This window comes from Evansella sp. AB-rgal1 (genome assembly GCF_041820985.1).
Classification (GTDB): Bacteria; Bacillota; Bacilli; order Bacillales; family Salisediminibacteriaceae; genus Evansella.
In genome coordinates this window covers 67,973-86,228 of the sequence record NZ_JBGUAU010000016.1, presented here as the reverse complement: position 1 = coordinate 86,228, position 18,256 = coordinate 67,973, and the positions used below count along the sequence as shown (strand labels likewise).

The following is an 18,256-nucleotide window of genomic DNA, read 5'->3' as shown; positions in this document are numbered from 1 at the left end:
TCTGTCAGTTTTTCTGACACACCCGACCTTTTTCTTTCTTATTATGGTACTGTATGAAAAAGAAAAGAGTCTATTATAGGAGGCTTAGGGTATGTTACAACTTTTAAAGAAATCGTTTGGAGGGGCAAACCGTCAAAAAGAAGAGGAGGAAGTAAAAAGTGATCATGATGTATTACATTTTATTAACGAATCTCAAGTAGTTTCTGATCAGATGATAGCAGCTGTGGAAGAGGTAAACGGAGCTATTAGTAGATTGAAACAAATTGCTGATCAATCTACGAAAGAAGGCATGGTTCTAAAGGAGAACAGCTATCAATCTATGGAATTGATTGAGGAAGCCTTTTCGTCACTACACCAGGTTTCCGCTACAGCAGAAAAAATAAAAGCGTTCGCTACAAGTATGAGCCAAGAGAGTAATGAATCAAAGGATATTGTCACAGACGTCCGTGCATCATTAACTACAACGAACGCAGTTATGGAAGAATTGAAATCCTACAATGAAACAATGGACCTTCGAATCCGTGATTTAGCAAACCAGACCTCAAAAATTGACGAAATCAACCAGCTAATTAAAGAAATTGTTTCTCAAACATCGTTACTTTCTTTAAATGCATCCATCGAGGCTGCAAGAGCAGGTGAACATGGACGAGGATTCTCCGTAGTAGCTAAGGAAGTAAGAAAATTAGCAGATGAAAGTCATGCAGCTGTAGAAAGGTCTTCTACTATTTTGTCCGCCATTGAGAGAAGTGTCGATGATGTTGTAGCCTCCGTAGAAATTGAAAAGACGGCAGTCTCTAAGGGGATAAGTGAAGTTACTAAGATAAACGAAAGAATTGACCGTATTTATGAAAAAATTGTAAGGGTTAACGACTATGTTATCCATACTGAGCGCGATAGTATTGATCAGTCTACTATGACAACGAAAACAACAGAAAAAATTGAGCTAGTTGTAGAAAGTGTAAAAGAAACGCTTACTTATGTGGAAAAAACAGTGGATGAAATGTATTCTCAACAAAATCAAGTTCAACATTTAGAGTATGTTAGTGAGGGCTTACAAAATACCTCTGTCTCCTTAGGACAATCTATTCGCAACCTTGGAATTGTCCAAGAATCAAACGTTGGTGATATATATATTGCAGCAATACAACAGGTGTTGAAGGAAGTTTCTGAACGAGAGGAATTACAATCTTTACGCACATTAAATCATGAACATGTACTAAGTAAATACTTAGAAGATACAAATGAGATGGAAGCAATTTGGTCCAATCGAACAGATGGCTCTTTTATTTTTTCAAAACCAGAAGCTGGTTTGTTTAACGGAAAGCAACGAGACTGGTGGAAAAAAGCGATGAAAGATGAGCTTTATATATCTGACTGTTATATTTCAGCTATTACCAAAAAACCATGTATTACTTTATCAAAATCTATAAAGAATGACCAAAATGAGATCATTGGTGTTGTAGGAATGGATATACGGGCAGAGTAAAATATAAAGGTACCTCTATATTGAATAAGACGCTGGACCATAATGAAAGTGTAGAACTGAGAAGCCGAACAATTTGTAGCCTTAGCGAAGTATATTTCCGTAGCGAGTAGTAAATACAGTTATCATTTCGTTCGGCCATCACCGTGATGAAAATACTTTTGTTCCAGCCTCTTTCTTTATAAAAGAGGTTGGATAGAAGGTGTTTCCCTCTTTCCAACCTCTTTTTTTATCCTAACAGTCGATGATACAATGTCTTTGCTTCTGATATGTCGTTCGTACCATGAACAAGCACCCGACCATCTTTGAAAAATACCATGCGCTTTTCACCCATTGTAAAAGAAAGTAAATAAGGGTTTTGTTCTATTGTTCCTTCCTGAGAAGACAATGTATGTTTCAACTGGTTCAGATCTCGTTCCATTCTTTTCGGTGGTCGAATCTGAACCGTGTTTCGACCACATAAAACAGTGGACTTTGTTTCCTGATCGTATGATAAAAATGGATACGTAGGTTTCTCACCACAAGAAAGACAATTAGCTTTTTTTACTTTTTGAACGTTAATAGCCATGAAATCATTTTTCCAAAGATCAAAGGATATTAGTTTATTACGTAATGATGCTTTGTCATCTACTAGAAGTTTTAGCACTTCTGTTGTTTGATGTGCTACAACCATTTGAACTGCTGGACTAATAACACCAGCAGTATCACACGTTGCTCCTCCCAGAGGAACAGTTTCTAGAAGACAGTTTAAACAAGGAGTTTCACCAGGTATAATTGTGTAGCTCAATCCGTAACTACTAACACACGCTCCATAAATCCATGGAATGTTATACTTTTGTGAAATGTCATTAATAATAAGACGTGTGTCAAAATTATCAGTTGCATCCACAATTACATCGACACCTTCAACAAGCTGCTCTAGCTCTTCCTTCGTCACGTCCATAACAAGAGCTCTTACATCTACGTCAGAATTAACTTCGTTTAAACGTTTTTTCGCCGCTACCGCCTTTGGAATTCTATGGATGGCATCTTCTTCTGTATATAGCTGTTGACGTTGTAGGTTACTAAACTCCACATAATCACGGTCTACAATCGTTACTGTTCCCACACCAGCTCGGACTAAGTTTTCACTGTTTCCTGTTCCTAGGGCTCCAGCTCCTATCACAAGAACATGCTTAAGTTGAATTTTCTGTTGCCCTTCTTTTCCTATTGGTGAAAATAATTCTTGTCTTGAATAACGATTATTCACGCCTACACGCTTCCCTTCGTAATCAACCACCACCAACAAACCGAACAAGTTCAATTTTATCTCCATCCTGAATTTCTGTTTTTTCGTGAACTTGCTTGTCAATGATGCTTTCATTTAATTCTACAATAACAACTTGTTTATCTAATTCAAAATGAACTAATAAGTCTGTAATAGTTTTTACGGATACAGGGAGTTCACTCTTCTTTCCATTCACTTGAACTTCCACATTATTTCCCCCGTTCTATATAAGATTTTATCATAGTTACTGGATCTTTCGCTTCGAGTATCCCTGACATTACTGCGACACCTTTCGCGCCTGCTTCTAATGTGTCTTTTATATTTTCTGGTGTGATTCCGCCGATAGCAATGACAGGGATCGTGATTAGTTCTGTTAATTGCTTCAGTTGTGATGTACCTTTTGGTTCTAAGTTTGGCTTTGATTTTGATGGAAAAATATGTCCATATAGCAAATAATCAGCACCGTTTGCTTCAGCTATCTTCGCTTCTTCTACAGAATGGACAGATGTCCCAACTTTTAGGGTAGGAAAAGTTTGTTTCACTCTCTCCACGGAAAGGCTGTGGTACGCTAATTGCGTTCCCGCAACCTGAAAGGCAGCTGCAACATCTACACGATCATTCACCATTATTTTGGACTTAGGAACCCCTTCACGGAGAAGCAGTTCTATACCATTTGCAAGTTGGTTAGCAGTCAGTTGCTTTTCTCGCAAATGAAAATATCTAACATACGGCTCTAACATCCCTGCCTTTATGGCAAACTCCTCTAATGAGAGCTTTCCATTCGAGATAAGGTGAAATTCCCATTTTTTTGTATTAGCCATATCCGCACACCAACCTCATTTCAAAAGTTCACAAAACCTTCCAGGACCCAAAACCTTCCAGGACCTGGTCCCCGAAACTTTGTTCCGGGACCAGGTCCGTGGCAAATTTGTGTCAGACTAGCTCCCAGTCTTTCAATACTGGCTGATAACCCCTTGATTTAAGTAATTCTTTTATTTCTTCTACTGATCTATCATCTGAAATCTCAAATTGACTTTGCGTTACATCTGGCTCTGAGTAACCACCTACAACTGTAGATGAAGCCGCAGACATTTTTGTTACTCCTAACGGAAGTAACGAGTCTCTGAATTCAGGCGTTTCTCTTGTAGAGATATTAATACCTGATCTCGGTAAAAACAGTCGAACTGCTAGCATCGCTTGAACAAGATTTTTATCAGAAACGATTACTTTCGGCTGGAAGCTTCCTGCATGAGGACGCATACGTGGGAACGATACCCCTACTTCCGCCTCTAAAAATTTCTGTTGTAAGTAATTTGCATGAAGACCAGTAATATAGCTTTCTTTTCTCCATTCGTCCATTCCTAGTAATGTACCAATGTTCAACGAACGAAGACCTGCTTTTGCTCCTCGCTCAGGAGTATCTAAGCGGTAGCGAAAATCTCTTTTCGGTCCCTTCACATGGATATCACGGTAAATCTCTTCGTTATATACTTCTTGATACACCGTAACTCCATCGACACCGTGCTTAAACAATTCTTCATACTCCTCTTGATCTAACGGCTGTATTTCTACTGCGATAGAAGAAAAGTATTTTCGTAACACTTGCAAGCTTTCTTTTAAATAATCAACAGAAGAATGTTGCTTGGATTCTCCTGATAATAAAATAATGTGCTTAATTCCCATGCTAGCGATAACCTTCGCTTCCCGTTCTACCTCTTCCATCGATAAACGGCGGCGTGGGAAATCATTATTTAAACTAAAGCTACAATATTTACAAATGTTCACACAGTAATCCGATAAATACAACGGAAGGTATAGCTGCATCGTTCTCCCGAAGTGCTGTACCGTTAATTGGTGTGCCTTTTGTGCCATATCTTCTAAATAGTTTTCCGCTGCTGGTGATAGTAGCACAAAGTAATCTTCTTCCGATAATCGTTCTTTTCCTAAAACTCGTTCTACATCTTTCCCTGTCACGGATTGAAACATTTCATCAAATGGTAAATCTTTTATTTCAACAAACTTTTCGTAAAAACTCATTGTATACCACCTTTTCGTTGGCTGTATGGTCTTTCTCATTTTCAAAGTTATTACATTCTTTTTTAAATCTACCCTGAAAAAAGCGTGTATCAGAATATCTAGAAATACTAACTTTGTTGGTTTGTATTCCTTCGTTTCAGCCCATTCGCTTTCCTAGGGGAGCTGCCGAGTCTTCTACACTACTCCGTGCTCCGAAGTCTCGCCTCTACTCTGCTTCCCACTGGAGTCTCGCTGACTTACGCTCATTGCATATATAGTTAAGAGTACTAACTCCTATTTTTCCAGAGGTATTTTCATCATACATGGCGCAATTTTCACTTTCATATATACCTAAAGGTTCTCTACAAGATAATCCTATCCCAAGAACCCTGTTAATGGAGATGATGCATGTGCTTTCATGGAAACAGGCCCTAATCCTGATAGGTAGCCAATTCGCCCTGCTTTTACAGCTAAATCAAAGGCTCTTGCCATCTGAACGGGGTCTGCCGCTGTAGCGATTGCTGTGTTAACTAAGACAGCATCTGCTCCCATTTCCATTGCTTCCGCAGCTTCTGAAGGTTTCCCGATACCTGCATCTACAACGATAGGTAGATCCATTTCATCAATCATGATCTGAATCATTTCCTTCATACGAATTCCTTTATTTGACCCAATTGGAGCACCTAATGGCATAATTGCCGCCGCTCCTGCATCTCTCATGCGTTTTGCTGCCATTAAGTCAGGACTCATGTATGGTAAAACTACGAACCCTTCTTTTGCTAAAACTTCTGTTGCTTTCGTCGTTTCTTCATTGTCAGGTAGTAGATATTTGTGGTCAGAGATAACCTCAATTTTTATCCAATTTCCCATCCCAACAGCTTTTGCTAATCTTGCAATACGAATAGCTTCTTCTGCGGTTCTTGCTCCAGACGTGTTTGGCATTAGGGTAATGTGATCAGGAATATCTGTTAAAATATCCTCTTCCTTAGCTTCCATGTTGACTCTTCGTAATGCTACTGTTACAACTTGTGATTCGGAAGCAGTGATCGCTTCTCCCATTTGTTTATGGTCGGCAAATTTTCCTGTCCCTACAAACAATCTATTATGTAACTCTTTCCCTCCGATAGTTAATACGTCTTTCATATTTACTCCTCCGTTCTGAATTTAGGTTCACCATGAAAATAAGCTTACCAGTGTTAAGAAAGTCTAACTAGTACTACTACTTTGTTGAAATTGTTTTACAGTCGTCACTACCCAATCCCTCAAACGTACTAAAAAAGCTCGCCAGTGAGGGGCGAGCTTGATGAACAAGTTAATGTATTCAAGTCGCTTCCCTACGTTGGTGCTAACCAAGTCAGGTTCAAAGGGTCGGATTTTCCTCTCAGCCATATTTATGGCACCCCTAGCATAAAAAATATGAAATTATCAAACTTACAACTCTCATGATAACAAACTAATGAACTCTTGTGAACAATTTAGAACGAATGGATATATATGTAAGGACCTTCTCGCAGTTTCTTCAATTGAGACATTATTTAGAGACGTGTATACTTATTGAGTAAGTTTTATCATAATAGGAGGCTTCTCAGTGGAATTTAAACCTAAAGCAATTTTTTTAGATATGGACGGTACCATATTAAATCATTACAATAAAGTAAGCATACATACGAAAGAAATTATTGATCAATTACGGAAAAAAGGATTCTTAGTTTTCATCGCAACAGGTAGATCTTTCGATGAAATTGAAGGAGTCGTACCATCTGGTTTTCAAGTAGATGGATATATTACGTCCAACGGAATGGCTGGATATGTCGAGAAAAAAGTAGTATTCGAGCATTCACTTTCCCGTAAATTGGTAGAGAGAATTGTTGAAAAGGCTGGAGAAAATAATGTTTATTATGAGCTCTTTCCATACGGAAGTGATCGAATTACTTTAAAACGAGATAAAAGCTTTATGGAAGATGAAATTAGTGATCCAAAACCAGATGGTGTCGGAATTAATGAATGGCTTTCACGAAAACAAGCAATGAAGGAAGAAATTGCTTGGACGAATACAATCGAAGGAACAACATTTTCGAAGTTTTACTTTTTTGCAAGAACGAAAGAAAAAATTAATAACTGGAAAAATGATCTTGATAAGATAAAACAAGAAATACCTTTTACTACCTCTACTTCCTCTCAACATAATGTAGAGGTTATGGTGGCAAACGTGAATAAGGCCTCCGGTATTAAGGAAATGTTAGCTTATTTTAATCTAACTGGTGCAGAAATTATGGGAATCGGTGATAGCGACAATGATATACCGATGATTGAGTTTGTTACCTATTCTGTTGCCATGAAAAATGCACCCGACCATATTAAAGAACGTGTAGACGAGGTTACAGAATTCACTTGTGACGAAGATGGGGTATATCACTATCTTAAAACTAAATTCAATCTATAACAAACTATCCCACTCAAGAAAAATATTTTCTATTCCTTTCATGTATATGATACGATAAAAGAAATTCATAAGTCTCCACTAGGGGTGCCGACGAAGCTGAGACAAGGACATAAGCCTTGATCCCTTATAACCTGATCTAGGTCATTCTAGCGTAGGGAAGTGGAACGGATAAACGCATGAGAACATGTAGTATATAGTTATTTACATGGACAACGCATTCTTACACCGTTCCGTGATGGGACGGTGTTTTTTACATAGCGTTACAGAATATGATCAACGAGAGGATGGAACAATTATGATAGCAAGAGCATTGACAATAGCAGGTTCAGATAGTGGCGGTGGCGCCGGCATTCAAGCGGATCTAAAAACATTTCAAGAGCTGCAAGTGTTTGGAATGTCTGCAATTACAGCTATCACAGCACAAAACACATTAGGAGTACAAGGCGTATATCCTGTTGCAGCAGAGGCGTTGAATCAGCAAATTACTTCTGTAGCGGAAGATATTGGAGTAGACGCAGTAAAAACTGGAATGCTTTTTGATGAAGAACGTATACGGCTTGTTGCTGAAAAAATTCGTTTTTACAATTGGAAAAATGTCGTAGTAGACCCTGTCATGATAGCAAAGGGTGGTGCTTCTCTACTAACAGAAAATTCAACAAAGGCACTTATTGAGGACCTTCTTCCTCTTGCAACGGTAGCTACCCCTAATATTCCAGAGGCGGAGGCAATTACAGAACGAAACATAGAAACATTAGAAGATAGAAAAAAGGCTGCCAAAGATTTCCTTCGTATGGGCGTTAGAGGCGTAGTTATTAAAGGTGGGCATGACGTAAATAACGATACAACTGTAGACCTTTACTTCGATGGTGAAAACTATTATTACTTTGAGTACCCAAGAGTCGATACAAAAAATACACACGGAACTGGTTGCTCCTTTGCATCAGCAGTGACAGCGGAACTAGCAAAAGGGCGGACAATGCTTGAAGCAATTGAACAGGCAAAACACTTTATTCATTTAGCAATTCAACATTCCCTAAATATCGGTGGGGGGCATGGTCCAACACATCACGGAGCTCACCGACAATTTGAAAACAACGTTGAGGTGAAAACATGGCAAGAATCAATATAGACCAGATGCGAGACTTTCTTAAGGTGTATTTCATTGCAGGAAGTAATAACTCGTCCAATCCCATTTCAGATGTGCTTCAGCAAGCAATTAAAGGTGGAATAACCATATTCCAGTATCGTGAAAAAGGAAGTAACGCATTAACAGGAGAAGAAAAAATAGCGTTAGGAAGAGAACTTAAGGAAATTTGTATGGCGGCAAACATTCCTTTTATTGTTAATGATGATGTGGAATTAGCATTGGCACTCGATGCAGACGGTATCCATATAGGACAAGGAGACGGAAACGCCTCGGAAATACGCCATAAAATTGGCGATAAAATCCTTGGCATATCTGCTCATTCTTTGGAAGAAGCACAGCGTGCATTAGCGGTTGGAGCAGATTACTTAGGAGTTGGTCCTGTTTTTCCAACCACAACGAAAGATGATACCGAGGAAGTTTGTGGTCCTCAGTTTATCGCACAATTGCGTTCTGAAGGTGTAGAAGCACCTATCGTAGCTATTGGAGGAATTACAAAGGAGAACGCTCCTGAGGTAGTTTCTGGTCGCGCTGATGGGTTAGCTATCATTTCCGCTATTTCGAAAGCAGCTGATCCCGCTGACGCCGCAAAGCAATTACAATTGATTTGGGAATAAATATAGGAAAACCTAGCGGAGAGTATTATGAATGCCCACGCTAGGTTTATCTTTTTATTGTTCTTCACTGAAAATAAGCGAGTTTGTAGGTCTCACCTATATTTTCCTCGGTGGCCCCTCTCCTCTATTTAACATTTCCGCTGTCTTGTATGCATCTACCATTCCATAAATCCAAAATAAGGGATATGTAATGATTCCAATTAACACTGCTATTAATAATGCATTAATAAATTGAATCACCATAAACAGGACGCCTTTACCTATTTGCCCGTTATAGATCTGCCCCAACCCTGTCCATACGGCACTTAATACTGCTGCTAGCCCCGGACTTTTCGGTGGTACATGGTAACTCATTTTCACTCCCCCTCTCCCAATCAAGGATCATCTTGTTCACCCTATATCTCTTTTAAGAAATATATACTTGGAGGTTGGAATTATGCATATATTTTTGAAAATCATTGTTGGTAATTTAATTTGACAGGGTCGAACGCACAGAAACGTGGTTCGATCGCACAAAAATCGCGTGAATCGCACAGAATCGTGGTTCGATCGCACAGAAATCGCGTGAATCGCACAAAATCGTGGTTCGATCGCACAGAAATCGCGTGAATCGCACAAAATCGTGGTTCGATCGCACAGAAATCGCGTGAATCGCACAAAATCGTGGTTCGATCGCACAGAAATCGCGTGAATCGCACAGAAACGTGGTTCGATCGCACAGAAATCGCGAGAATCGCACAAAACGTGGTTCGATCGCACAGAAATCGCGTGAATCGCACAAAATCGTGGTTCGATCGCACAAAAACCTAGTTTACACACCTAAAAAAACCGCACAAAGTGCAAAAAAAAACTGCCATCATGACCAAAAGATCACAATAACAGTTTTCATAACTTATCTTAACGAGTTTTACGGCTTCTTCTTTCATCTCTTCTTCGATCGTCACGTCCGCCACCAGAACGTCCTGATCCACCACGGCCACCGCCGCTACCAGAAGCTGAACCAGTACTCGCTCCTGCACCAACAGCTACACGGTCACGCTCTTTTTTCGGTCCACGCTTCTTTGCGTTGATGCGAGGGCCACCGCCACCGCTACCACCACGATCACCACGTTTACGTCTTCCACCGCCACCATCACGTTGCGGTTTATGCTTCGAACGAACCGGTGCTTCACCAGTAATTTTTACTTGGGACTTGCTCGGTTCCTTCGTAATTAATTTCAAAGCGGCTGCAACTAATGCAACTGGATCCTGCTCTGACAATAATCTTTTCGCTTCACCAGTCAATTTTTGCGCTTCTGAACTATCAATTGAACTTACCAATAATTCAACAGCTTGCTGATGACGACCACGAAGAGCATCATTATAAGACGGAGCATCCACTTTCTTCATTTGCTGCTTTGTAGATTGCTCAATATATAAAAGATGGTCTTTTTCCTTAGGAGTCACAAAGCTGTAAGAAATCCCTTTCTTCCCAGCACGACCAGTTCGCCCAATACGGTGAACATAGCTCTCATGATCCTGAGGTAAATCAAAGTTAATTACATGGGAAACATCATTTACATCAAGCCCACGTGCCGCAACATCTGTCGCAACCATCACTTCAATAGTACCACGCTTAAATTTACGAATAACCTGATCACGACGTTCCTGCTTCATATCACCATGAAGCCCCTCTACGCCGAAACCACGAATACTCAAAGATTCCGTAAGCTCATCAACACGACGCTTCGTACGCCCGAAAATAATCGCAAGTTCTGGCGTCTCCAAATCAAGCAAGTTACACAATACATCAAACTTATCCTTCTCAGGCATAACAATGTATCTCTGCTCGATATTTTCCACCGTTAAGTGCTTCGCTTTCACAGCAACATTAACTGGACTTTTCATAAAACGATCAGCAATACTCTTTAGTTTAGGAGGCATTGTTGCGGAAAACAACATTGTATGTCTCTCAGAAGGTACTTCCGCTAATATTGTTTCAATGTCCTCAATAAAACCCATGCTCAACATTTCATCCGCTTCATCCAAAATAACTACACTTAGGTACTCAGGACGAATCGTTTTTCTTCGCATATGGTCCATGTAACGACCAGGTGTTGCTACAATAATTTGTGGACGCTTCTTCAATGCAGTAATCTGCTTATGAATTTCTTGTCCACCATAAATCGCTAAAGAATGAATACCTTTTACTGATCCTAGCTTGTTCAACTCCTCAGATACTTGAATAGCAAGTTCTCTTGTCGGTGTTAAAACTAATGCTTGAGGATGTTTGTTCTCTGTATTAATTTGTTCTACACACGGGATTCCGAAAGCTACTGTTTTCCCAGTTCCAGTTTGAGCTTGACCAATGATATCCTTACCTTCTTTTGCAATTGGGATAACCTTCTCCTGGATTGGTGTTGTTTCTGTAAACCCCATTTTCTCAATCGCTCTGACAATCGACGGTTCAATGTTTAACTCTTGAAATAGTGCCAATATTTATTTCTCCTTTACTTATCGCATTTTTTCTATACGATCTGTGAACATTTTTTATAATGTATCTATATCTTCGCTTATTATTTATCCAATGAAAAAAGCTTATTCTCTCTATATGGAATAAGCTTAAAAATCGAAGTCGATGTTCTTATTCGTATAAAAAAGGATTTCGCTATTTTATCAGTGCTTAACGCTGAATAGCGATGAATGCAATTCTTTTAACTTGTCTACTCTACCACACATTGCCAAAATTAGCGAATTGTTTTTTTATGGAAATACTTAGTACCTCCTTAAAAGTTCCGCTTTTCACTCCAACGCACCTTTCAGAATACTTTTTCCTCCTGAAAGGTGCGATCTACTCTCTAGCGCACCTTTCAGAGAGCTTTTTCCTCCTGAAAGGTGCGATCTACGCTCTAGCGCACCTTTCAGAGAGCTTTTTCCTCCTGAAAGGTGCGATCTACGCTCTAGCGCACCTTTCAGAGAGCTTTTTCCTCCTGAAAGGTTCGATCTACGCTCTAGCGCACCTTTCAGTGAACTTTTTTCTCCTGAAAGGTTCGATCAACACTCTAGCGCACCTTTCAGTGAACTTTTTTCTCCTGAAAGGTGCGATCTACGCTCCAACGCACCTTTCAGAGAGCTTTTTCCTCCTGAAAGGTGCGATCTACGCTCTAGCGCACCTTTCAGAGAGCTTTTTCCTCCTGAAAGGTTCGATCTACGCTCTAGCGCACCTTTCAGAGAGTTTTTCCCTCCTGAAAGGTTCGATCTACGCTCCAACGCACCTTTCAGAGAGCTTTTTCCTTCTGAAAGGTGCGATCTACGCTCTAACGCACCTTTCAGAGAGCTTTTTCCTCCTGAAAGGTTCGATCAACGCTCTAGCGCACCTTTCAGAGAGCTTTTCCCTCCTGAAAGGTGCGATCTACTCTCTAGCGCACCTTTCAGAGAGCTTTTTCCTTCTGAAAGGTTCGATCTACGCTCTAGCGCACCTTTCAGAGAGCTTTTTCCTTCTGAAAGGTTCGATCTACGCTCTAGCGAACCTTTCAGAGAGCTTTTTCCTCCTGAAAGGTGCGATCAACACTCTAGCGAACCTTTCAGTGAACTTTTTCCTCCTGAAAGGTGCGATCAACACTCTAGCGCACCTTTCAGAGAGCTTTTCCCTCCTGAAAGGTGCGATCTACGCTCTAGCGCACCTTTCAGAGAGCTTTTTCCTTCTGAAAGGTGCGATCAACGCTCCAACGCACCTTTCAAAATACTTTTTCCTCCTGAAAGGTTCGATCAACACTCTAGCGCACCTTTCAGTGAACTTTTTTCTCCTGAAAGGTGCGATCTACGCTCCAACGCACCTTTCAAAATACTTTTTCCTCCTGAAAGGTTCGATCAACACCATTGCGCTCCTTTCAAAATACTTTTTCCACCTGAAAGGTGCGATCAACACTCTAGAGCACCTTCACAGTTCCACTTCCCAACTATATTTCAAACGAAACTAAATCTCCAACAACTCTTCTATATCCTCTTTACTTAAGGAGGAGATCATCGTTTCTCCTGGTTGGATTACCCGGTCCAACAATTCTCTTTTTTGTTCTTGAAGTTTATGGATTTTTTCCTCGATGGTACCTGTTGTAATGAGCTTTGTTACTTGGACCACATTTTTCTGACCAAATCGATAAACACGATCTGCCGCCTGTTCTTCCACTGCAGGATTCCACCATGAGTCAAACAAGATTACCGTATCTCCTCCTGTTAAATTCAAGCCGGTTCCTCCAGCCTTCAACGAAATTAAGAAGAGATCTTTTTCTCCATTATTAAATCGGTCAGCTAATTCCACACGATCACGCGAAGGAGTGGAACCATCTAAATAGTGATAATCCCAACCATAAACCTTTAAGCGCTCTTTAATAAGTCCTAGCATTTGGGTAAACTGACTAAACAATACAACACGACGTCCGGATGCTACCGCCTCTTCTAAATACTCGAATAGTCGGTCCATTTTGCCTGATCCGCCACTATAATCCTTCATAAACAAAGCTGGATGACAGCATATTTGGCGTAACCTTGTTAAGCCAGCCAAAATTTTCATGCGATTTTCCTGCAATGTTTTTGAATCAATCGCTTCCTTTGCATCATTTCGAATTAGTCGTAACTGTGCAAGATACACCTTCTTCTGCTCTTCTGTAAGCTCTGTATATTGTACAGATTCCATTTTGTCAGGGAGCTCCGTCAATACATCTTTTTTCAAACGACGAAGAACAAAAGGACGAATGCGCTTAGCAACCTTTTCTTGCTCCATGGCTTTAAAAGCTGTTTTATTTTTGAATAATCCAGGTAGCACTAAGTCAAAAATAGAGTGTAGCTCATTTAGTGAATTCTCAATTGGTGTTCCACTTAATGCAAAAGCTTGCTTGGCCTGTATTGCCTTTACTGCTTTTGATGTTTTGGTCCAATCATTTTTTACATATTGAGCTTCATCAAGAATCAAGGTGGAGAAGACCTTATCACGATAGGCATCAAAATCCCGTCGAATGAGTGGATAAGATGTAATAATGATATCTTTGTTATCCATCACAGCAATAGCTTCTTTCCTCTCTTCCACAGAGCCACTCACTACTACCGTTGAAAGCTCTGGAGAAAAACGCTCAATTTCTTTTTGCCAATTGTAAACCAAGCTGGATGGACAAATAATCAGGGTCGCCCCTAACATCCCTTCTTGCTTTTTATCCACAAGATACGTAATCATTTGTAGTGTTTTCCCTAGCCCCATGTCATCTGCTAGTATTCCACCGAATCCATAGTGAGATAAGGTTTTTAACCATTTAAACCCTGTTTTTTGATAATCACGCAATATTGGGTCCAGTTCTTCTGGAATAATTGCTTCCACTTCTTCTGGATGTAGCATTCTTTCTAACAAACTTCGAAACGCTTTTCCCTTTTTTAAAGCAAAACCATAGTTTTCCGAAAGTTGAAATGCCTTCATCATCGGTATTTTCGTTTGATGTTGTACTTGAGATCGTGATAAATCAAGGTCAGCAAGCATGCCCTTCATTTGTTGAAACTCATCATCTTCCAAGTTTAGAAACGAACCACTAGAAAGCTTATAGTACTTTTTGTTCGAAAGTAATGCTTGTAAGATTTCATCTATCTCCCGTTCATCGATTCCTTCCATTTGGAATTCCACATCTAGTAAATTTAATCGTTCATCCGCTTCCACCTTAATAGAAGGCCGTTCTGGTGGATCGTATATTAATCCTTTTACTCTCGTTGTAGCGAAAACATCAAGCCACTCCGACAATAATGGTAAATCCTCCATAACAAAATCTAGTATCTCATCAAAGTCTTCTAAATAAAGCTCACGACCATTGTACTTAAACGGAACTTTCTCCACATGAGACAAGAGAAAGTATTCCTTTTCCATATCACGAACGGTAACCCGCCCAGAGTAAGGTTGTGGGGGATCAAATGGAGAATATTGCTCGTCCCCATACTGAAATATTAATTCTGCAGTCAAACGATCCTCTTGATAATCCACATATAGCTTTCCTTTTAATGGCTCCATCTGGATTTTTTCCCGAACATTTTCTGCAACATCTACTTCTCCAACCTTCTGCAGCTGCGGTAAAACAAGAGAAGCGAAATTTTCCAATTGATCTTGAGTAATTGTCATTTCTGCTGGATGATATTTCGCTAAATGATCTATTAATAACTCAATTGCTTCCCCTTGCCCTTCTTCTAGTTCATAAAACTGACCACGATGAAACAAGACATCGTAATCTGTTCCAAAAAAAGCTATATCCTCGTCATTTTCCCATTTAAAATAAAACTGTCCTTCATGGTCCGCTGAGTTACCAATAGAAAATTGCAGTGGTAATGTTCCATTAACAAGGTCAAATCCTTTATACTCCGTTCCATGAATATCCACAACAACGTTTCGACCTTGTAGTTTTTCTAAGAATTCCATTACAACAGGTGCTGGAATATCAAGAGATCGTCTCTCCTCTTTACTATCTTGGCGAAAATGAGAAAAAGTAAGCCTTCGATGCTGATCATCCCGTAAATGATAAAGTCTCCATAGCCATTGGAAAATTCCCTTATCTTCCTCAGAAAGAATATAGTCCGCTGGATCATATGTAAAATGCTTCGCAAACTTTAGAGTATGATCATAATGAACGACACGAAGAAACTCCTTTAGATCTTTTACAACGTACAACCTTTGTGGTCCAACTTTTAACTCAAGCTCAATGGACGCAGTCCGATATGAGACCATTTTCGGTTCTAGCTTTATGAGATATTCCACTTGAAGTGTGTCTCGATCATGATACGTTTCTTGCTTTTTCAAATATATTTGTTGAAAGGAAGAAATTATGTCATTTGCTTTCATTTTTTCATAATAATCCACATCAGTTGCTGGAGACTGTGTTTTATGATCCCAAGATGTAACTCGTCTTTCCGTGGGGAAAAGCTCCCATGATTCTTGACTTTTCATTTCAAAAAGCACTGCTACAACATGCTTACAAATTCCTGAATACTGTTCGTGAGCAGGACAAGAGCAGCGAAAGTGAGTGATTTCACCATCTAATTTTGCATTGATATCCACCTCATATGTGTCAGTACCATGAACAATGGCATGAAATCCAAGGTCCTCGACATCAAAAACTAGCTCCTCTACTTCACTTCTAAAATAATATTCCTTTCCTCGTTTTAACACCATTGAACTACAGAGTTTGGCGATCTCTTCCTCTGTAATGTTGAAAATATTCATATGTATCACCTTTACTCTCATTTATATGAGTACCTACAGTCACTTAAATGAAACCTATAGCCTATGTTATTCGTATTATAAACAATCGGAACTAGTTATCTTCTACCATTCTTCCATTTTAACAATTTTTCTATACGAATTTGAAAGATTTCGCATTTTTTATTTTTCTTTTTCATAAAATCCGTGTTTCAATGAAGCTTAAACCACTAAAGCTCTGAAATGTCTACCCCGAAAATACGTGAATCTCATTAATGGGGAACTTATCTAGTATTACTAACTCAATTGGTTTGTATTTCATTCGTAACAGCCCACTCCTTACCTGGGGGAGCCGGCAAGACTCCTCAAGCGCAACCATTCTGCGGTGTCTCGCCTCTGCTCTGCTTCTCACTGGAGTTCTTGGACTTGCACAAGTGAAATAGTACTAACTATACTCATAACGCTTTTTCATCCGACATGCTGAGGTCTACCCCGAAGATTTGTGTGTTACTAAGTAGCCAAACTAGTTAGATTCCTACGGTTTGAAAATTTGAGTTATAGGTACTAGATTATCGGAAATTGAAGGAGGTTCGTTATGAAAAATAAAGACGATGATGTTGAAATGAAATGGTCGAAAAAGGATCGCGAAAAAGCTGAGTTGACCGACTATGTTACAACAGGCGGATTTTTCTCTCTTATCTATCATTTAGGTGAGATGCTTTCTGAACCTAAAAATAATATCGTTTCGTGGATAATAACTCTTGTATTAGCGATTATCATTACAACTTGTATCATCATTTTTACTTAAGGGGGCAATTATGAAGAAACTTTACCAAATCATTTACGTAGCAACCCTATTTTTTCTTATCATAGGATGCAGCACCACAACAGACTCCGAGACTTTGAAAAACAATGCCGAGATCGACGAAGCTTCCAAAGGGATTTTTTATAAAGTTGAGGAGACTAGCAACACTGTCTATTTATTAGGCTCTATCCACGTTGGGTCGGAAGACATTTACCCATTACATGAAAACATTGAGGAAGCATTTGCCGAATCAGACTATTTAGCTGTTGAAGTTGATATCTCTGATCTAAATGAACTGGAAATGATGCAACTACTTCAAGAAATCGGTGTTTATATGGATGGACGATCATTAAGTCAGGTGATTGGAGATGATCATTTTGAGAAATTGACAACACTCCTTTCTCCATACGGCTATGACGACTTTGTCCTCAACATGTTTAAACCGTTTATTGTTCAAGACTTACTTTCGGTTTCAGCGGCTTCTGAAGCTGGGTTTGACCCTGATTACGGAATTGATATGTACTTTTTAGAAAAAGCTGAGGGGAACATGGAAATTATTAGTCTTGAAACGTACGAAGATCAGTTACAACTAGGTACTATCTTAAGTGAAGAAACGCAAGTGGAGGAATTAATAACTGCTATTGATACGTTCGACCAGGGTCTGGAGGAATTGGAAACACTAATGAATATTTGGAGAACAGGGGATGAGGATTCTTTACTGGAATATCGTGTGATGGATGAATCCCGAAGTGAAGATTATCAAGAGTATTTGTACGCTCTTATGGATGAACGAGATTACGAAATGGCGGGAAAGGTTGAAGAATTTATTCTTGGAGATGCCAACGAAACTTATTTTGTTGTGGTGGGCGCGATGCATCTAGTAGGAGACACGAGTATTATTGGTTTATTAAAAGAGCGGGGATACGAAATCCAAGCAGGTTTACAGTAATTGTTTTACGCTCTATTAAAGGGATATTCTGCTTCCCTATCTTAGAAATTCTTAATTAGTTAAAGACAACGTTTGCTCGTTGTCTTTTTTCATTGTTACCTCTTTCTGTAGTACTCCTTCTATCTGATGATTTGAAACGAACGTTTAAGATCAAAAAGATTTATATTATTCCAGCAATTCTACCTAATTTTCGTTATAATACAAATATAATGTTTATTGGTAAATTTTTAGTAAATCTAACTTCAAATGAAACTCAATACATATGTATTCCGTATTTAAAACAAGAATAAAAAATTAGAATTTTCTTTACATTTTACCAAAATAACAAAAG

15 protein-coding genes and 2 riboswitches are annotated in these 18,256 nt (G+C 39.3%); of the genes, 7 read left to right on the top strand and 8 right to left on the bottom strand.

Annotation, left to right across the window (positions count from 1 at the left end; genetic code table 11):
* Window positions 1–91: 91 nt before the first annotated feature.
* On the top strand, window positions 92–1,486 hold the full coding sequence (locus ACERII_RS14800) for a methyl-accepting chemotaxis protein (RefSeq protein ID WP_373643319.1): 1,395 nt from the start codon (window positions 92–94) through the stop codon (window positions 1,484–1,486).
* Between the two features lie 226 nt (window positions 1,487–1,712).
* Here the strand turns inward: ACERII_RS14800 and ACERII_RS14795 are convergent, their stop codons facing one another.
* From ACERII_RS14795 to ACERII_RS14775, 5 genes are all read right to left on the bottom strand, one after another.
* On the bottom strand, window positions 1,713–2,732 hold the full coding sequence (locus ACERII_RS14795; RefSeq protein WP_373643398.1) for a thiazole biosynthesis adenylyltransferase ThiF: 1,020 nt from the start codon (window positions 2,730–2,732) through the stop codon (window positions 1,713–1,715).
* 22 nt (window positions 2,733–2,754) lie between these two features.
* Window positions 2,755–2,958, bottom strand: a complete 204-nt coding sequence (gene thiS, locus ACERII_RS14790) for a sulfur carrier protein ThiS (RefSeq protein WP_373643318.1) — start codon at window positions 2,956–2,958, stop codon at window positions 2,755–2,757.
* Between the two features lies 1 nt (window position 2,959).
* Window positions 2,960–3,571, bottom strand: a complete 612-nt coding sequence (tenI, locus tag ACERII_RS14785; RefSeq protein ID WP_373643317.1) for a thiazole tautomerase TenI — start codon at window positions 3,569–3,571, stop codon at window positions 2,960–2,962.
* 112 nt (window positions 3,572–3,683) lie between these two features.
* Window positions 3,684–4,787, bottom strand: coding sequence for a 2-iminoacetate synthase ThiH (gene thiH, locus ACERII_RS14780; protein WP_373643316.1), 1,104 nt, complete (start codon window positions 4,785–4,787; stop codon window positions 3,684–3,686).
* A 354-nt stretch (window positions 4,788–5,141) separates the two neighbouring features.
* Window positions 5,142–5,909 (bottom strand): thiazole synthase, encoded by a 768-nt coding sequence (locus tag ACERII_RS14775; RefSeq protein ID WP_373643315.1) that lies wholly within the window; start codon window positions 5,907–5,909, stop codon window positions 5,142–5,144.
* A gap of 171 nt (window positions 5,910–6,080) precedes the next feature.
* Window positions 6,081–6,180: riboswitch (TPP riboswitch) on the bottom strand.
* A 174-nt stretch (window positions 6,181–6,354) separates the two neighbouring features.
* On the opposite strand from ACERII_RS14775, the gene ACERII_RS14770 reads away from it, so the two are divergent.
* The 3 genes from ACERII_RS14770 (at window position 6,355) to thiE (ending at window position 8,970) form a co-directional block, all read left to right on the top strand.
* Window positions 6,355–7,209 (top strand): HAD family hydrolase, encoded by an 855-nt coding sequence (locus ACERII_RS14770; RefSeq protein ID WP_373643313.1) that lies wholly within the window; start codon window positions 6,355–6,357, stop codon window positions 7,207–7,209.
* Window positions 7,210–7,279: 70 nt separating this feature from the next.
* A riboswitch (TPP riboswitch) is annotated at window positions 7,280–7,384 on the top strand.
* Window positions 7,385–7,504: 120 nt separating this feature from the next.
* Window positions 7,505–8,338: a bifunctional hydroxymethylpyrimidine kinase/phosphomethylpyrimidine kinase gene (thiD, locus tag ACERII_RS14765; protein WP_373643312.1), complete on the top strand. Its 834-nt coding sequence runs from the start codon at window positions 7,505–7,507 to the stop codon at window positions 8,336–8,338.
* Window positions 8,320–8,970, top strand: a complete 651-nt coding sequence (thiE, locus tag ACERII_RS14760) for a thiamine phosphate synthase (protein ID WP_373643310.1) — start codon at window positions 8,320–8,322, stop codon at window positions 8,968–8,970. Before thiD ends, thiE begins: the two co-directional genes overlap by 19 nt.
* A gap of 96 nt (window positions 8,971–9,066) precedes the next feature.
* Here thiE and ACERII_RS14755 read toward each other — a convergent pair whose 3' ends face one another.
* Both ACERII_RS14755 and cshA read right to left on the bottom strand, forming a co-directional pair.
* Complete coding sequence (locus ACERII_RS14755; protein ID WP_373643308.1) at window positions 9,067–9,324, bottom strand: hypothetical protein; 258 nt, start codon at window positions 9,322–9,324, stop codon at window positions 9,067–9,069.
* 543 nt (window positions 9,325–9,867) lie between these two features.
* Window positions 9,868–11,445, bottom strand: coding sequence for a degradosome RNA helicase CshA (cshA, locus tag ACERII_RS14750; protein WP_373643307.1), 1,578 nt, complete (start codon window positions 11,443–11,445; stop codon window positions 9,868–9,870).
* Window positions 11,446–11,714: 269 nt separating this feature from the next.
* On the opposite strand from cshA, the gene ACERII_RS14745 reads away from it, so the two are divergent.
* Window positions 11,715–12,929, top strand: a complete 1,215-nt coding sequence (locus tag ACERII_RS14745; protein WP_373643305.1) for a hypothetical protein — start codon at window positions 11,715–11,717, stop codon at window positions 12,927–12,929.
* Here ACERII_RS14745 and ACERII_RS14740 read toward each other — a convergent pair.
* Window positions 12,926–16,195, bottom strand: coding sequence for a DEAD/DEAH box helicase (locus ACERII_RS14740; RefSeq protein WP_373643302.1), 3,270 nt, complete (start codon window positions 16,193–16,195; stop codon window positions 12,926–12,928). The genes ACERII_RS14745 and ACERII_RS14740 overlap by 4 nt on opposite strands.
* A 571-nt stretch (window positions 16,196–16,766) precedes the next feature.
* On the opposite strand from ACERII_RS14740, the gene ACERII_RS14735 reads away from it, so the two are divergent.
* Together ACERII_RS14735 and ACERII_RS14730 are read left to right on the top strand one after the other, a co-directional pair.
* The gene (locus tag ACERII_RS14735; protein WP_373643301.1) at window positions 16,767–16,979 is read left to right on the top strand and encodes a hypothetical protein; all 213 of its coding nucleotides are present in this window, start codon (window positions 16,767–16,769) and stop codon (window positions 16,977–16,979) included.
* A 10-nt stretch (window positions 16,980–16,989) separates the two neighbouring features.
* Complete coding sequence (locus tag ACERII_RS14730; protein WP_373643299.1) at window positions 16,990–17,925, top strand: TraB/GumN family protein; 936 nt, start codon at window positions 16,990–16,992, stop codon at window positions 17,923–17,925.
* Window positions 17,926–18,256 lie beyond the last annotated feature (331 nt).

What these genes read in the sequence shown, in the direction of transcription:
- ACERII_RS14800 (WP_373643319.1), top strand. Translation starts at nt 92, where the DNA reads ATGTTACAACTTTTAAAGAAATCGTTTGGAGGGGCAAACCGTCAAAAA.
- tenI (WP_373643317.1), bottom strand. Translation starts at nt 3,571, where the DNA reads ATGGCTAATACAAAAAAATGGGAATTTCACCTTATCTCGAATGGAAAG.
- thiH (WP_373643316.1), bottom strand. Translation starts at nt 4,787, where the DNA reads ATGAGTTTTTACGAAAAGTTTGTTGAAATAAAAGATTTACCATTTGAT.
- ACERII_RS14775 (WP_373643315.1), bottom strand. Translation starts at nt 5,909, where the DNA reads ATGAAAGACGTATTAACTATCGGAGGGAAAGAGTTACATAATAGATTG.
- thiD (WP_373643312.1), top strand. Translation starts at nt 7,505, where the DNA reads ATGATAGCAAGAGCATTGACAATAGCAGGTTCAGATAGTGGCGGTGGC.
- thiE (WP_373643310.1), top strand. Translation starts at nt 8,320, where the DNA reads ATGGCAAGAATCAATATAGACCAGATGCGAGACTTTCTTAAGGTGTAT.
- ACERII_RS14755 (WP_373643308.1), bottom strand. Translation starts at nt 9,324, where the DNA reads ATGAGTTACCATGTACCACCGAAAAGTCCGGGGCTAGCAGCAGTATTA.
- ACERII_RS14745 (WP_373643305.1), top strand. Translation starts at nt 11,715, where the DNA reads ATGGAAATACTTAGTACCTCCTTAAAAGTTCCGCTTTTCACTCCAACG.
- ACERII_RS14740 (WP_373643302.1), bottom strand. Translation starts at nt 16,195, where the DNA reads ATGAATATTTTCAACATTACAGAGGAAGAGATCGCCAAACTCTGTAGT.
- ACERII_RS14735 (WP_373643301.1), top strand. Translation starts at nt 16,767, where the DNA reads ATGAAAAATAAAGACGATGATGTTGAAATGAAATGGTCGAAAAAGGAT.
- ACERII_RS14730 (WP_373643299.1), top strand. Translation starts at nt 16,990, where the DNA reads ATGAAGAAACTTTACCAAATCATTTACGTAGCAACCCTATTTTTTCTT.